The sequence below is a fragment of the Proteocatella sp. QWL-06 genome (genome assembly GCF_058684135.1).
In genome coordinates this window covers 1050818-1066685 of the sequence record NZ_CM178755.1, presented here as the reverse complement: position 1 = coordinate 1066685, position 15868 = coordinate 1050818, and the positions used below count along the sequence as shown (strand labels likewise).

Below are 15868 nucleotides of genomic sequence, written 5' to 3'. Positions count from 1 at the left end.
TCTAATCGTGATTATTTATTATTTATCAATCATTGCTTCTTTTATTATGAAATCTGAAATTTGTTCTGTATTCATTGAATCAACATTAATCCAGACAGCGTCTTCATATCTTCTGAACCAGGTAAGCTGCCGTTTGGCATAACGCCTTGAATCTCTCTTTATGAGCTCTATCGCTGTATTAAGATCATACTCCCCTTCAAGATATGAAATTATCTGTCTGTAACCTATAGCCTTCATCGACTGGCAGCTTTTATCAAGTCCGTCATTCAGCAAACTTCTGACTTCATCTACCAGGCCGCTCTTTACCATATGATCGACTCTTGAATTTATGATTTCATAGAGCTTTGATCTTTCTCTATAAAGAACATACATCCTTATATCATACATGCTGTTTTTTTTCATGTTTGAAAATTGCCTGAATTCCCCATTGTTTTTAATGATTTCAATTGCTCTTATCACTCTTTTTATATTCTGTTTTTCTATTTTTGTTTCAGGGTCGTGTTTCAGAAGAATATTATAGAGTTCCTCTGTTCCTTTTTCTTCATAGTATTTCCAAAGCTCATTTCTGAATTCAGAATCTGTAGTGACTTTGTTATAATCCATATCGTACACTATGGCGTTGATGTACAGACCTGTTCCACCAGCTATTACAGGTATATTTGATCTGCCTGATATTTCCTTTATGGCGGTTTTGGACATGTCATCAAAATCTTTTACGCTAAACTCATCATAAGGCTCGACTATATCTATTAAATGATGAGGGATTTCTTTCATTTCATCAGGCATTATTTTTGCAGTTCCTATGTCCATTTTTCTGTATATCTGCATTGAATCTGCTGAAATTATCTCTCCGCCAATTTTTTTTGCTACTGAAACAGATGCAGCGGTTTTTCCGACACCAGTAGGTCCAGCAATTAATATGATTTTATCCATTTACTTATCCTTTTCATATCATTTATGCGTTTTTACGCTTGAACATTTTTTCGATTTCATATTTTGAAAACTTTACAAATATTGGCCTTCCATGTGGACAGGTATATTTATTTTCGCAAACATTCAATTTGCTGAATATGGTCTTTATTTCCTCATTCTCTATTTTCTGGTTTGCCTTTATGGCTTTCTTGCAGGCCATCGAAGCAAGTCTGTCTCTGAACTTATCGTTCAAGTCTATATTTTTTTCTCGCATTATGATATCTTTTATTTCATCAAAAAATAGAGCGGACTGCTCTGTGTTGAATATTAGAGGAAGCGACCTGAGTGCTATATTCCCAAATCCAAAATCATCAAGCTTCATTCCGAAAAAATCAAAGATATCATGATTCTCCAACACAGTGATGTATTCATCCATCGTGAGTTCTTTGATGACAGGAATAAGAAGTTCCTGTGATTCGAATCTTGAATCATCCGAATTCTTGTTAAGATCATACTGGTTCATGAATTTTTCATACATTATGCGTTCGTGTGCTGCATGCTGATCTATCAGATACATCTCTTCTGCATATGTTGCAACTATATATGTGTCCAGAACCACTCCAGCGGGGACGAATTTATTATAGTCAAATATAGCTTCATCGGCTATTTCAACCTGAGTGGTTTCATTTTTCTCAGGTTCATCCGGCTCCGTTCCAGAGTCTGAATCATAAGAATATGATGCACTGTGTTTATATGTTTCCATCTGCTGAAGCATACTGCTGTATGGAATTTCAATATTTGCCGCTCGTTCTCTTATCTTTACAACTGATTCCTCTTCAATCTTATCGCTTTCCTTATATATAAAGCCCTCTTTAAATTCGGTTTTCTCCTTTACTGAAGCCACCTCATTTTTATCCTGCCTGTACTGAGGTATAAGGTTAGCGCTTGAGCTGAACAGCGATTTTCTAAGATTGCTGCTTAAAATCTCATCCAGAGAAACTGAATCATCTATTTTTACCTCTGTTTTTGACGGATGTATATTAGGGTCCACATATTCAGGATGGATTTCTATATCGAGGATAAAGATCGGAAATTTTCCAATAGGTATAAGCTCTTTGTATAGACTCTCAACTATATAATTCAGCCGATTAAGTTTCACATACCTTTTATTGATGAATATATTCTGTTTTTTTCTGTTTGATGCGTACAACGATGTATTTGAAATATATCCTTCTATGCTTATATATTCATTTGAAAAGCTTGTTTTTATAAGGTTTGAAGCCAGATTCTTGCCATATAATGTTCTTATTGCATTGAGTGAAATTCCATCTCCATCAGTAGATATGACCTCCTTGCCATCAGATATCAGCTTGAATCTGATTTTTGTATTTATAATTGCAAGTCTGGTCACAATATCGATTATCGATGAAGCTTCTCTGTTTCCGGGTCTTAAAAATTTTTTTCTGGCAGGTGTGTTATAGAAAAGATCCATTACAGAAACGGTGGTACCTCTTCGCGCTCCTGCCGGTGATATTTCTGTGACTTTTGAATCAATCAAAGTTGCTCTTACTCCGATAGCGTCACTTGAGATATTTGTGACAATATCTATCTTTGACACAGATGCTATTGAAGACAGTGCTTCGCCTCTGAATCCATTTGTATTAAGCCTCTGAAAATCTTCAATGGATCGAATTTTACTTGTGGCATGCCTTGTGAATGCTAGTTCAATCTGTTCAGGCTTTATTCCATATCCATCATCACTTACCTTAATAAGGCTTTTTCCCCCATCTCGTATTTCAACCGTTATCTGACTTGCTCCCGCATCAATGGAATTTTCTATGAGCTCTTTAACTATAGATACCGGTGATTCTGCGACTTCTCCGGCTGCTATCTTGTTTGCTGTGAGCTCATCTAATAACGTAATATCATTATTCATAGTATTCACTCGCTATCTTAACATATTCTTGAGCTCATTTAGAATATTGAGTGCCTGAACAGGAGTGGTTGTATCTATATCTATGTTCTCTATTCTTGACTCTAAAGCTCCGTTGTTTCCAGTTCTGTTAAATTCGAAAATTGAAATCTGGTTGCTGTTCTGCATTTTATCTTTTTTGTTTACTATGCGATTAAGCTTGTTTTCATACTGAATCTCATTTTCCTTTACTTCTAATTCTTCAAGCTTAAGATTAGCATCAAAAATTACTTCATCTGGAATTCCCGCAAGCTTGGCAACGTGAATTCCATAGCTCTTGTCGATTTTCCCTCTGAATATCTTTCGCATGAACACTATGGTGTCTTCCCTCTCGTCAACAGACACATAATAATTCTTTATGTTCTGAAATTCACCTTCGAGTTCAGTTATTTCATGGTAATGAGTCGAAAAAAGCGTTATGCAGTTGAGTTTTGTGCTTATATGCTTGAGTATGGCCCATGCGATGCTGAGTCCGTCAAAAGTACTTGTACCTCTTCCTACCTCATCTAGCAAAACCAGACTCTTCGATGTCGCATTTCTCAGTATATATGATACCTCGTTCATTTCAACCATGAACGTGCTCTGCCCCTGGCTCAGGTCATCGGAAGCCCCTACACGGGTATAGACCGCATCAAGAACAGGGACGTTTGCATATGATGCACTTACGAAGGATCCAATATGCGCCATTATGCTTATTATAGCAATTTGCCTCATATATGTGGATTTACCGCCCATATTGGGACCCGTTATAATATGAATCCTGGAATCTTCATCAAAAAATGCATCATTTGGCACAAAATTTTCTTCTCCAAGAATCTTTTCTACTACGGGGTGTCTTGAATCCTTAATTTCCATTAATCCTTTGCTGTTAAACTCTGGTCTTGTAAGATTGTTCTTGACCGCAGCTGAAGCAAGTGAGCATATAGCGTCAACTTCTCCGATGATTGAAGCAGTTGACTGTATCCTGTTTACTGATTTGTAGAGCTCACTTTTGAAATCGCTGAATATATCGCTTTGAATCTCATATATCTTCTGTCTCGCAGTCAGTATCTTATCCTCTACTATTTTCAGCTTCTCGCTGATATATCTTTCCGCATTTGAAAGTGTCTGTTTCCTTATATAATCTACTGGGGGCTCAAAATCCCTGAGATTGGAATTTGTTATCTCAATATAATAGCCAAAAACCTTATTATAACCTATTTTCAGGTTCTTTATCTGAGTACGTTCACGCTCTTCCTGTTCAAGCTCCTGAAGTATTTTTGATGCATTGCTTTCTATATATCTGTATTCTTCAAGCTCTTTATTGAATGAGCTGTTTATCACTTCACCATCTTTTATTCCTTGCGAAGGGTTTTCCATTATGACTTCATCTATATACTCGTATATGTCACGTAAATCATCCATTCCATCTACTCGTTTTTTTAGTTTCTTACAATCAGATTTTTGAATCACCGATATTAGCAAAGGTAAATTCATTATGGAACTCTTAAGAGACATAATTTCCTTGATATTGATTGTTTCATAGCTTATCTTTGAACTAAGCCTCTCTATATCGTATATTTTGCTTAGAATATCTCTGCAATCTTCCCTAAGCTGAAAATCACCTATGAATTCCTCAACTGAATCCAGCCTTCTGTTTATGTCATTGATATTTATGAGTGGCTTTTCAATCCATTTTCTAAGTGTTCTCTTCCCTATATTAGTTTTTGAATAATCGATTACGTCAAAAAGCGAATTTTTCTTGCTTTTTGTGTTTATATTTTCAGTTAGTTCGAGGTTTTTTCTTGTATTAAGGTCGATCTTCATATAACTGTCTTTATTTATTATTGAAACTTTGCTTATGTTTTTTGAAGCTTTTTTCTGAGTATCGTAAATATATGTCAATATTAGCTCAATACTTGATTGATAGCGCTTTATATGAGTTCTTTCATCCTTGATATATGAATCCTCGAAAAATTCGTTCATTATGCCCGGCTTTGATTCATATGCTGTACTTACTATCTGTTTCGAATTTACATACTGCAGTAATTGGTTTTGCCTATTAACATTTTCTGCAAAAATACATTCAGATTCCCTGCTTATGATTATCTCATCAGGTGAGACTTGCGCCAGAGTATCTGCAATCAAATCAGGATCAAGTTCTCCGACATAGAACTCTCCAGTAGACAGATCCAGATATGAATAGGACAGTCCTTCTTCATCTGAATATCCGATTGACATAAGATACAAGTTTCTGTGAGACTCCAGGTTATTGTCGTCCAAATTTGTACCTGGCGTTATTATCCGCACAACTTCTCTTTTTACTAAACCTTTTGCTGTTTTTGGATCTTCTACCTGTTCACATATTGCCACTTTTTTTCCAGCCTGAATTAGTTTTTGTATATATGAATCTACACTGTGAAAAGGGACTCCGCACATAGGAGCCCTTTCTTCTAAGCCACAACTTTTTCCGGTGAGTGCTATGTCAAGTATTCTTGAAGCTTCTATAGCATCATCAAAGAACATTTCGTAAAAGTCTCCAAGCCTGAAAAAAAGAATAGCATCTTTATTGTCTTCTTTTATTTCAAAGTACTGCTTCATCATCGGAGTTAAATTTTCCATTATACAGCCATCCTTTTAGTTAAATCATTTCACCATTAAGCGAGAATGATTTTGGTTCAGTTATCTTAACATTCACAAGCTTTCCAATAAGATCTTCTGTCCCCTTGAAATTAACCAGTTTATTTTGCCTGTTTCTTCCCATCATATATTCAGGATTCTTTTTGCTTACACCTTCTACCAGAACCTCGACAACTTTGTCCTGATATGCCTGTGCCGTTTTTGTAGCAGCTTCATTAACTACCGCTAAAAGCCTGTCGAATCGATCTTTTTTTACATCTTCATCAATATGATTATCCATATTTTCTGCAACAGTTCCTTTTCTTACGGAATAAAGGAATGTGAATGCCAGATTGTACTGAGCTTTTCTGACAACATCCAGGGTGTGCGCAAAGTCTTCTTCTGTCTCTCCTGGAAATCCCACCATAATGTCTGTCGTAAGGCCTATCCCATCAACCTTCTCTTTTACCTTGTCTATTATGGAGAGATAATCCTCTTTGGTATAATGCCTCCTCATCTCCTTAAGCACTCTGCTGCTTCCAGACTGTACGGGAAGGTGAAGGCTCTCGCATACTTTTTCAAGATTTGCGATTGCATCAATCAGCTCATCTGAAATATCTTTCGGATGTGACGTCATAAACCTTATTCTTTCTAATCCCTCTATATTATTCATATCTTCAAGGAGTCTGTGGAAAGGATATTGGGGTTCAAATGTTTTTCCATATGAGTTTACATTCTGACCAAGCAGAGTAATTTCCTTTACTCCGCCTTCTACGAGTTTTTTTGCCTCTGTAATTATATCTTCTGGATTTCTGCTTCGTTCTCTTCCTCTTGTATAGGGTACTATACAGTATGTGCAGAAATTGTTGCAGCCATACATTATGTTCACAAATGCTTTGATGTCATGCTTTCTCTGAGTAGGAAGTCCTTCGATTATTCTTCCGTCTATATCCCATATGTCATACATTGCTTCATCACTTTCAATTACTGTGTTGAGAAGCTCTGGGAACTTGTAAATATTATGCGTTCCAAAAACGAGGTTTACGTGAGGATATTTATTCTTTATTTCTTCAACTACATGTGGCTGCTGCATCATGCATCCGCATACCGCTATTACAAGGTCCGGATTCTTTTCTTTGTATTTTTTGAGTACATGCAGATTTCCATAAACTTTTAGCTCCGCATTTTCTCTTACTGCACAGGTATTATATATTATCAGGTCAGCATCGCTCTGTTCTTCAGTAACACCATATCCCATTTTCTCAAGCATTCCGAATATATTTTCAGAATCATGTTCATTCATCTGACATCCCCATGTAGTTATATTTACCATGGGTTTTCCTGTCACAAATTTAGTTTTTACTTTTTCTGCTACTTTTTCTATATACATTTCCTGTAATTTTATTTCTTCAACTGTTACAATAAGGTTTTCTCTTTTGCTCATTATTGGTTCTCCTAAATAAATATTTTTACATTTCATTATATCAAAAAAATCAATCTCTGTGAACAAAAATGAAATTAACCTTGTTATATCCTGACAAGATGTTATATACTTATTATAAATATTCTATTAATGAACACGGAGGACTTACATACAATGAACATCAACACTTTATATTTCAGCGCTACCGGAACTACAGAGAAGATAGTATCCAGGATTGCTGCTGAGCTCAAGGAATGTCTGAATCAGGAGTCTTCACTTAGCACCTTCAGTTTTACAAGTCCTGAAGCCAGAGCTGATTCAAAATCGTATTCTGCTGAAGATATCGTGATAGTTGGGGTTCCTGTTTATGCCGGACGAGTTCCCAATGTCCTTTTAAGCTATCTTGAAGGTCTGGAAGGAAACGGAGCCGTTGCCATAGCTGTAGTTTTATATGGTAATAGAAACTATGATGACGCACTTGCTGAATTGAGAAATATTCTTTATAATAAAAACTTCCTGGTTGCCGGCGCCGGGGCTTTCATAGGAGAACACTCCTTTTCGACTACGCTCGCAAAAAACAGGCCTGATCCAGGAGATTATATTTATGCAGACGAACTTGCTAAAAAAGTCGCAGAGAAGATAAATGGATCATATCTTCTGGAGTCTATAGAAGTAAGAGGCAGCTATCCTCCCGGACCTTATTATGTGCCAAGAAACCAAGAAGGAAACCCCGTTGATATAAGAAAGGTAAAACCAAAAACATCTCCATCCTGCATTAATTGCAAGATCTGCGCTTCAATCTGTCCGATGGGTTCGATAAACCAGAACATTCCGGCTGAAATTCATGGAATATGCATAAAATGTGGTGCATGCATAAAAAAATGCCCTGTTCAGGCAAAATATTATGATGATTTAAATTATCTGAGACATAAAGAAGAACTTGAATCAGACTTTTCGCAGAGAAAACTACCCGAGATATTTTTCTAATACTCACAATTATTTATCCTCAATGTTTTTATTATGAGCTTAAAATGGTATAATATAAGTATAATCTTAATAAGCGGAGGTATTAATATGGCACAGTTTAAAATTATCACCATACTGATTGGACTCGTACTTGTCACAGTATTCGCAGTTCAGAATTCGGCTAATGTAATTATTAAATTCCTGATCTACCACTTCACTGTATCTCAGGCGCTTATAATAATTCTTTCTGTAGCTGTTGGAGTCGTTATAGGTCTGATGGTTGGACTTACAAGAAACTTCAAGACCTCAAAGAACATAAAGAAACTTAGCAGGGAAAATACAGATGTCCAGACAAAAATTTCCAGCCTTGAGACTGAAAATGAAAATTTATTGCTAAAAAACAATGAGCTTCAGCAAAAAATCGAATCTCTCTCTTCTGTAAAAACTGATGAACCAAATCAGATATGATTTAAAAATAAGACAGCCTCAAACTCATCTTGAAATGAGAATAAAGGCTGTCTTTATTTTATGAATAACGTGGTTTTCTGTTATTTATTTGAAGGTATCATGTATCCGCCACTGTAGGAAGTTATATCATTTACGCTTACAAAAGCTTCAATCTTATTCATCTTGAGAAAATTATAAAGTTCATTTACTCTTTTTCTCTTGGCAGTTATGAGAATCATTTTTCGTTCTCCATCTCTTCCCTCACCTACAAATGTAGTCACACCAAATTTATTATTTCTTAGTTCATCAATGATATAGTAGTAGTTTGGATTTACTATCATTCTTATCTGCACATCCCCAAAGGCCAGCCTTCTCTCTATCCTTGTCCCTATATAGTTACCAAAAGCAAATCCAAAGGCATATGCTATAAGATAATACCACTGTCCAAGATTGGTTACTATGTCAGTCAGTACTTTTGTATATATAAGTATTTCAAAGAAGCCAATTACTGCAGCCGTCACTGCTTTTCCTTTTGTAAGAAGTATGGTTCTGGTTGTAGCCAGTGACACATCCACTATCCTGAGTCCCATTATCACAAGGCAGTCTATTACTATTGCAGTCATCAGTCTCTCCTTTCATTATTTGTGCTTCCAAAACCTTCCATCATTCTGTCAGATTCGAATTTTAAAAGCTCGCTGTATTCGATTTCCTGTATAGATGTTTCTGGAACAGGTAACAGAAGCGCCTGAGCTATAGCTTTCCCATAATCATATTCCGTTATATCGTTTGATTTAATCATTTCTTCATATTTTTTTGAATTCCTGAATTCATTTTTTATTATAAGAATTGTTTTTTTAGAATGATTGGTGACCGGAAGTATCCACTCGTTTCTGTATCCACTGTCAATTACTCCTGACCTCTGACCCAGTCCTATAGAACCAGTTGACCCTCTTTCTTTTACAATGAAGCAGTATTCCTTAGGAAAACAGCTGGCTATGCCTGTCGGGATTTTTACAGTTTCCCCGGGCCTTATCATTACATAATCCTGTGGAAAACATGAAAATATGTCATATCCCGCGTCCTCCGGCCTTTTATGCGGTATAACCGCGTCTCCTTTTAATTTTGAAAAAAATACATTTACCATTAGACAGCCTCCTTTAAGTATATTAAAAGACTCCACTCTGATATTTATGTAATACCTGGTGAAGTCTTATATCATCAATTCATAACCTTCGTCTATTCAGCAGATAGCTTGAGAGCTTCTTCAACTATGTTCTCTTTTGTTATGCCATAACATCTGAGCAGTTCTGCCGGTTTTCCCGACTGTCCAAATACATCTCTTACGCCAATCTTTCTGACAACGACCGGATGCTTCTCACATACAGCTTCAGATACCGCTGAGCCAAGACCGCCTATTATGCTGTGTTCTTCGACCGTGATTATCCTGCCACACTCTTTTGCAGACTTCAGAATAAGCTCATTGTCAAGAGGTTTAATTGTTGATATGTTTATGACTCTTGCATTAATACCATGTTCCTTAAGTTCCTCTGCCGCGTCAAGCGCCATCTTTACACATATTCCTGTGGCTACAATAGCAAGCGAATCTCCATCACGCAGAACCTCGCCTTTTCCTATCTCAAAACTGCATCCATTCTCATGGAGATCTTCCACTGCCATTCTTCCTGTTCTTATATACACAGGTCCATTATATTCAGCCGCCGCCTTTACTGCTGCCGCAGTTTCAGTCGCATCACATGGGTTTATTACTACCATGTTAGGTATGCTTCTCATGAGAGATATATCTTCTATTGCCTGATGTGTCGCTCCATCTTCTCCTACAGTTATTCCTGAATGGCTTCCTACAATCTTTACATTCATCTTCGGGTATGCAACTGAGTTTCTTATCTGCTCAAATGCTCTTCCTGCTGCAAACATTGCAAAAGTAGATGCAAATGGGATAAGTCCCGATGCAGCCATTCCAGCTGCCATTCCAATCATATTGGCTTCAGCTATTCCTGCGTTAAAAAATCTGTCTGGATATTCTTTTTTAAAATCTGCACTTTTAGTAGATTTTGATAAATCTGCATCCAGTGCCACTATTCTGTCATTATATTTTGCAATTTCTGCAAGTGCAGTTCCATATGCTTCTCTTGTTGCTTTTTTCATATCAGTTACCCTCTTTCAATCTCTTCTAATGCTATTTCCAGTTCATCAGCCTTAGGCGCCACACCATGCCATCCAGCCTGGTTTTCCATAAATGAAACACCTTTGCCTTTTAAAGTCTTTGCAATAATAACTGTCGGCCTGCCTGTCTCTTTTTTTGCAGAATCAACCGCATTTGAGATTTCATCAAAGTCGTGACCATCTATGTCGATGACATTCCATCCAAAAGCCCTGAATTTTTCATCAAGAGGGTCCACTCCCATTACTTCACTGTTCTTTCCATCTATCTGAAGTCCATTGTGATCAAGAAAAGCTATAAGGTTATTCAGTTTATAGTGAGCGCCTGCCATTGCAGCCTCCCATATCTGACCTTCCTGAGTCTCTCCATCACCAAGTATGGCATATACATAATAGTTTAAATCCTGATATTTTGAAGCCAGCGCCATGCCAACTGCAGCCGAAAGTCCCTGTCCCAGAGATCCTGTACTCATGTCTATCCCAGGAGTACCTTTCATGTCAGGATGTCCCTGAAGCATACAGTCCACCTGTCTGAGATTTTCCATCTCGCTTGAACATACATATCCTCTTTCGCACAGCGCAGCATAAACTGCCGGCGCCGCATGTCCTTTTGACAGTACCAGTCTGTCACGCTCAGCCATTTCCGGATTTTCTGGATTGATGTTCATTTTCTCAAAATAAAGTACAGTAAGAATATCGGCTATTGAAAGCGATCCCCCCGGGTGACCTGAGTTTGCCTTTGCGATCATTTTAAGAATGCTTTTTCTGATATTTTTAGAATGAAGCTTTAAACTATTATTATCCATCATTTCTACTCCTTAATTTATTAAAATAACACAAGTAATATTATATTACATCAGACAGAATTTATCCATATTAATTTATTTTTCCACAAACTTAAATCAAATAATATTCCGGATATTCAGCTCTTTATTACATTATTATATTCACATTTTCTGGTTTTTTCATGGTTTTTGGAATTTTAGAATTTGCATCAGGCTTATACTGCTCTTCTTCATTTAAAATCCTTGCTTCGATTATTGTATCGTTCTTAATGACCTTAACAGCCTGGACTCCAGGGCTTGTCCTTGATGCTACCGGAGACAACAAAGCGGTATCAATGACTGCATACCTGTAAGTTGACGATTTTATATATACAGGCTTATCATCTTCAAGTGGTATAATACTTACAATACATGATTTTTCTGAATATACTTTTTGAAGCTTCTTTCTGTAGCCTTTTGTTATAAACGCCTCAAAATTTACTTTTGCAGCTTTTCCATTTTCGAATACAAGCAATATATATTTGTAACCGGAATTTGGATTTATCAGCTTCATTATCAATTCTTCCTGTTCAAAGCCTAGAACGTTTGGCAGAAATTCACCCAGATTCGAAGATTTGGTATCTGCAAATTCATGCAGCTTCATCTGATATAGATTCGTCTTGTTTGTTATGCCCCATATTATATCACTGTTTCTTGCTGAGAAGCTTTCCAGCAGGGCATCGTCGTCTTTAAATTTCTGTTCAGAATTGCCCCGCAGTGATATATCTGTTATCTTTTTAAAATAATTATGCTCTGTGATGTACAAGTTTACTGAGTAATCATCTATAGTTTCTTCGTGGACATATTCTGTTATATCTTCCTTAACAAGTACAGTTGTTTTTCTCTCCTGAGAATATTTCTTCATGACATCTCTGAGGTCTCTTTCAATGCTTTTATTCTGAAGCTTTCTACTTCCCATCAGATTCTGACCAGCCAAAATCTCTTCCTTAAGAGATTCTATTTCTGCAAGTCTCTTAAGGATATATTCCCTGTTCAGATTCCTAAGCTTTATCTCACTTATAAAATCTGCCTGTTCGCTATTTAAATTGAAATTTTCCATAAGTGCAGGAATAACCTCTTTTTCAAGCTCAGTGCTTCTTATTATCTTTATTGCTTTATCTATATCCAGTATTATCTTTTCCAACCCAAGGAGCAGGTTAAGCTTTGACTGTTTTTTTATTATATCTGACTGTGTCCTTTTAATTATGCAGCTTCTTCTGAAGTCAACCCAGTTTGAGATGATTTCCTTTATCCCCATTACCTTTGGTCTGTTATTTATAAGGATGTTGAAGTTGCATCCGAATGAATCTTCAAGCGTAGTCATCTTGAAAAGTTTGGTCATTAGCTTATCAGGGTTTGCACTTTTTTTATACTCTATTGTTATTTTAAGTCCGCTTAGATCTGTCTCATCCCTGATATCACTTATTTCCTTTATCTTACCGGCCTTTATGAGTTCTATTATCTTCTCTATTATTACTTCTACATTGGTCGTATAAGGAATCTCATAGACTTCAATGAAGTTATTCTTTTTGTCTACCCTGTACTTTGACCTTACCCTGAAGCTTCCTCTTCCGTATTTGAATATCTCTTTCATTTCATCGGGATCATATATTATTTCGCCGCCATAAGGAAAATCAGGCGCGATTACATGGTCCTCGACCGGCACATCTTCATTATCAAGAAATGCAATGGTGTATCTGCACATCTCCCCAAGATTAAATCCTGGTATTGAGCTTGCCATTCCAACGGCGATTCCTTTGTTAGGATTGACAAGTATGTTTGGAAATCTCACGGGAAGCAGCGTAGGCTCTTTCATAGTTGAATCGTAATTGTCTACAAATTCTACGGTATCCCTGTCTATCTCTGAAAATAACTCTTCACATATATTCATGAGCTTTGCTTCAGTGTATCTCGCTGCAGCTGCCTTCATGTCTCTTGAATAGTTTTTTCCGAAGTTACCCTTTGAGTCTACGTAGGGATAAAGAAGCGCTTCATTTCCTTTTGTCATCCTCACCATAGTTTCATATATTGCCTGATCGCCGTGGGGATTGAGTTTCATTGTCTGGCCAACTATATTTGCAGATTTTGTACGGTTTCCTTTAAGAAGATTCATTTTGTACATCGTATAAAGGAGTTTTCTGTGAGATGGCTTGAGGCCATCAATCTGAGGAATTGCCCTGGATACTATGACGCTCATAGCATATGGCATGTAATTGTCTTTGAGTGTGTCTACAATATTTTTTGATGTGTTCATATTTTTTTACAATTCATCGATTTGGCTTATATACATCTCTCCAAATTCTTCAATGTACTCCTTTCTAGTTTTAAGATCATCCCCCAGAAGAAATTCGAAGGTTTCCTTTGTCTCCTGAGCATCTGATGTGGTTATTTTTATGAGCCTTCTGGTCTCCGGGTTCATCGTTGTCTTCCACATCATTTCCGGATCATTTTCGCCCAATCCTTTAGATCTTTGAACTGTATAATCTGATTTTATTTTATCTATAATCTTATTCTTCTCACTGTCAGAATAAGCAAAATAACTGTTGCGTTTTGTGCTTATCTCATACAGCGGAGACTCAGCAATGAATATCTTTCCTTCTTCTATGAGGGTTGGCGTAAGGGTATAGAACATAGTGAGCAACAAAGTTCTTATCTGGAATCCATCAACATCGGCATCTGTGCATATTATGATTTTGTCCCATCGCAGGTTGTTAAGATCAAATTTGACAAAATCCTTTGCAAGCTTGCTGTTAACTTCAATTCCTGTTCCGATTACCTTAATTATATCTATTATTATGTCACTTTTAAAAATCTTGCCATAGTCCGCTTTCAGGCAATTGAGTATCTTACCTCTGATTGGTATTATTGCCTGAAATTCAGCGTCTCTTCCAAGCTTACATGAACCTAATGCGGAATCTCCCTCAACTATATAGAGTTCTCTCCTGCTTAAATCCTTTGTCCTGCAGTCAACAAATTTCTTTACCCGGTTCAGAGGGTCCATGCCTCCTGACAACTTCCCTTTCAGAGCCTGTCTGGCCTTTTCCGCATTCTCTCTTGAACGCTTGTTTATAAGTACCTGATTGGAAATTTTTTCAGCGTCTTCAGGTTTTTCTATGAAATAAATATTAAGTTTTTCTTTAAGAAATTCTGTTAAGGCTTCCTGTATAAACTTATTGTTGATTGCCTTTTTAGTCTGATTTTCATATGAAGTAACAGTAGAAAATGAGTTTATTATTATTACAAGGCTCTCCTGTATATCTACGAAAGTTATCTTCTTTTCATTTTTCTGATACTTTCCTGTATTCTTCATGTACTGATCAAGGGCACTCACAAATGCTGATTTCACAGCTTTATCAGGAGAACCTCCATGCTCAAGATAGCTTGAGTTATGATAATATTCCATAAGCGAGCCTGTCTTGGAAAATGTAAATCCTATCTCTGCTTTAAGCTTGTATTCCGGCTTATCTTCACGGTCACGTCCTCTTGTCTCCAGATCAAAGAACTGATTCTCTATAATGTTATCATCAGTTGCAACCTCTTTTAGATAATCTTCTATTCCATTTTCATAATAATACTCATACTGGCTCTCAGACTCCTCATCTTTAAGTATGAATTTCAGACCTTTATTAGTAACCGCCTGTTTTTTCATTGTATCCTTATAATAATCCAGCGGTATATCTATGTCTGTAAAAACCTCGAGGTCTGGCCTGAATTTAATTTCTGTATATGTTTTGCTGCTCTTTGACTCTTTTTTTGAGAGCCCTCCAACATTAAATCCTTTTTCAAAATGTATGTTGTAGGTATAACCATCACGCTGTACTTCTACATCCATGTATTCAGATGCATACTGGGTTGCACAGGCTCCAAGCCCGTTAAGACCAAGGGAGTATTCATAATTGCCTTCAGTTTCATACTTGCCTCCGGCATAAAGCTCTTCAAATATTAGCTCAAAATTATATCTGTTTTCTACAGGATTGTAGTCAAGAGGCATTCCTCTTCCCTCATCTCTGACAGTTATAGCTTTGTCTTTATGCCTTATTACCAGTATTTCTTTTCCAAATCCTTCTCTGGCCTCATCAATTGAGTTTGAAAGTATTTCAAACATAGAGTGTGAACAGCCTTCAATTCCATCTGATCCAAATATAACCCCTGGTCTTAGGCGGACTCTGTCCGGTCCTTTTAATGCAGTTATACTTGTATTGTCGTATTTTTTTATATTTTTTTTAGTCAAATTCATCACCTTTTTAAATTATTGTTAACAATATTGATTTTATAATAAAGAAAATTTTTAATCAACAACTTTCGTATTGAAAATATTTTCTATTTACATTTTAATATACTTATTATAGAATAATATCAAGTATTATTTTTTTTAAACTAGAGTATAGGAGAATTTTATATGAGCATAAACATAAGCACAGAAGCTCTTAATGAACTTAAGAATATCTTAAGTGACAAGCAGCTTGATGGAAATGTAGTACGTGTATTCGTATCAGGAATGGGCTGAAGTGGTCCACAATTTAATTTATCTCTGGATGAGGTAAA

12 protein-coding genes are annotated in these 15868 nt (G+C 36.5%); 2 read left to right on the top strand and 10 right to left on the bottom strand.

Features of this window, described 5'->3' with window-relative positions:
• Positions 1-18: 18 nt before the first annotated feature.
• The 4 genes from miaA to miaB are packed head-to-tail and all read right to left on the bottom strand — an operon-like array spanning position 19 to position 6926.
• On the bottom strand, positions 19-933 hold the full coding sequence (gene miaA / locus AC4PGZ_RS05115; protein ID WP_492159976.1) for a tRNA (adenosine(37)-N6)-dimethylallyltransferase MiaA: 915 nt from the start codon (positions 931-933) through the stop codon (positions 19-21).
• A 22-nt stretch (positions 934-955) separates the two neighbouring features.
• Positions 956-2848, bottom strand: coding sequence for a DNA mismatch repair endonuclease MutL (gene mutL / locus AC4PGZ_RS05110; RefSeq protein WP_492159975.1), 1893 nt, complete (start codon positions 2846-2848; stop codon positions 956-958).
• A gap of 12 nt (positions 2849-2860) precedes the next feature.
• Positions 2861-5485 carry a DNA mismatch repair protein MutS gene (gene mutS / locus AC4PGZ_RS05105; protein ID WP_492159973.1) on the bottom strand — a complete coding sequence of 875 codons (2625 nt, stop codon included), beginning with the start codon at positions 5483-5485 and terminating at the stop codon, positions 2861-2863.
• A 19-nt stretch (positions 5486-5504) separates the two neighbouring features.
• Positions 5505-6926: a tRNA (N6-isopentenyl adenosine(37)-C2)-methylthiotransferase MiaB gene (gene miaB / locus AC4PGZ_RS05100; RefSeq protein WP_492159972.1), complete on the bottom strand. Its 1422-nt coding sequence runs from the start codon at positions 6924-6926 to the stop codon at positions 5505-5507.
• A 153-nt stretch (positions 6927-7079) separates the two neighbouring features.
• Between miaB and AC4PGZ_RS05095 the strand changes: the two genes are divergently transcribed.
• Positions 7080-7892 (top strand): EFR1 family ferrodoxin, encoded by an 813-nt coding sequence (locus AC4PGZ_RS05095; RefSeq protein ID WP_492159971.1) that lies wholly within the window; start codon positions 7080-7082, stop codon positions 7890-7892.
• Between the two features lie 87 nt (positions 7893-7979).
• On the top strand, positions 7980-8339 hold the full coding sequence (locus tag AC4PGZ_RS05090) for a LapA family protein (RefSeq protein WP_492159970.1): 360 nt from the start codon (positions 7980-7982) through the stop codon (positions 8337-8339).
• 80 nt (positions 8340-8419) lie between these two features.
• Here AC4PGZ_RS05090 and AC4PGZ_RS05085 read toward each other — a convergent pair whose 3' ends face one another.
• The 6 genes from AC4PGZ_RS05085 to AC4PGZ_RS05060 form a co-directional block, all read right to left on the bottom strand.
• Positions 8420-8941, bottom strand: coding sequence for a DUF2179 domain-containing protein (locus tag AC4PGZ_RS05085; protein WP_492159969.1), 522 nt, complete (start codon positions 8939-8941; stop codon positions 8420-8422).
• Positions 8941-9462: a hypothetical protein gene (locus AC4PGZ_RS05080; RefSeq protein ID WP_492159968.1), complete on the bottom strand. Its 522-nt coding sequence runs from the start codon at positions 9460-9462 to the stop codon at positions 8941-8943. The genes AC4PGZ_RS05085 and AC4PGZ_RS05080 overlap by 1 nt, the downstream gene beginning before the upstream one ends.
• A gap of 92 nt (positions 9463-9554) precedes the next feature.
• The gene (locus tag AC4PGZ_RS05075; RefSeq protein WP_492159967.1) at positions 9555-10484 is read right to left on the bottom strand and encodes a transketolase family protein; all 930 of its coding nucleotides are present in this window, start codon (positions 10482-10484) and stop codon (positions 9555-9557) included.
• A gap of 5 nt (positions 10485-10489) precedes the next feature.
• Complete coding sequence (locus tag AC4PGZ_RS05070; RefSeq protein ID WP_492159966.1) at positions 10490-11308, bottom strand: transketolase; 819 nt, start codon at positions 11306-11308, stop codon at positions 10490-10492.
• Between the two features lie 124 nt (positions 11309-11432).
• Positions 11433-13577 carry a DNA gyrase subunit A gene (locus AC4PGZ_RS05065; protein WP_492159965.1) on the bottom strand — a complete coding sequence of 715 codons (2145 nt, stop codon included), beginning with the start codon at positions 13575-13577 and terminating at the stop codon, positions 11433-11435.
• 6 nt (positions 13578-13583) lie between these two features.
• Positions 13584-15560, bottom strand: a complete 1977-nt coding sequence (locus tag AC4PGZ_RS05060; protein WP_492159964.1) for a toprim domain-containing protein — start codon at positions 15558-15560, stop codon at positions 13584-13586.
• Positions 15561-15868: the final 308 nt, after the last annotated feature.

Excerpts from the sequence above, each read along its gene's own strand:
- miaA (WP_492159976.1), bottom strand. The coding sequence starts at position 933 with ATGGATAAAATCATATTAATTGCTGGACCTACTGGTGTCGGAAAAACC.
- mutL (WP_492159975.1), bottom strand. The coding sequence starts at position 2,848 with ATGAATAATGATATTACGTTATTAGATGAGCTCACAGCAAACAAGATA.
- mutS (WP_492159973.1), bottom strand. The coding sequence starts at position 5,485 with ATGGAAAATTTAACTCCGATGATGAAGCAGTACTTTGAAATAAAAGAA.
- miaB (WP_492159972.1), bottom strand. The coding sequence starts at position 6,926 with ATGAGCAAAAGAGAAAACCTTATTGTAACAGTTGAAGAAATAAAATTA.
- AC4PGZ_RS05095 (WP_492159971.1), top strand. The coding sequence starts at position 7,080 with ATGAACATCAACACTTTATATTTCAGCGCTACCGGAACTACAGAGAAG.
- AC4PGZ_RS05090 (WP_492159970.1), top strand. The coding sequence starts at position 7,980 with ATGGCACAGTTTAAAATTATCACCATACTGATTGGACTCGTACTTGTC.
- AC4PGZ_RS05085 (WP_492159969.1), bottom strand. The coding sequence starts at position 8,941 with ATGACTGCAATAGTAATAGACTGCCTTGTGATAATGGGACTCAGGATA.
- AC4PGZ_RS05080 (WP_492159968.1), bottom strand. The coding sequence starts at position 9,462 with ATGGTAAATGTATTTTTTTCAAAATTAAAAGGAGACGCGGTTATACCG.
- AC4PGZ_RS05075 (WP_492159967.1), bottom strand. The coding sequence starts at position 10,484 with ATGAAAAAAGCAACAAGAGAAGCATATGGAACTGCACTTGCAGAAATT.
- AC4PGZ_RS05070 (WP_492159966.1), bottom strand. The coding sequence starts at position 11,308 with ATGATGGATAATAATAGTTTAAAGCTTCATTCTAAAAATATCAGAAAA.
- AC4PGZ_RS05065 (WP_492159965.1), bottom strand. The coding sequence starts at position 13,577 with ATGAACACATCAAAAAATATTGTAGACACACTCAAAGACAATTACATG.
- AC4PGZ_RS05060 (WP_492159964.1), bottom strand. The coding sequence starts at position 15,560 with ATGAATTTGACTAAAAAAAATATAAAAAAATACGACAATACAAGTATA.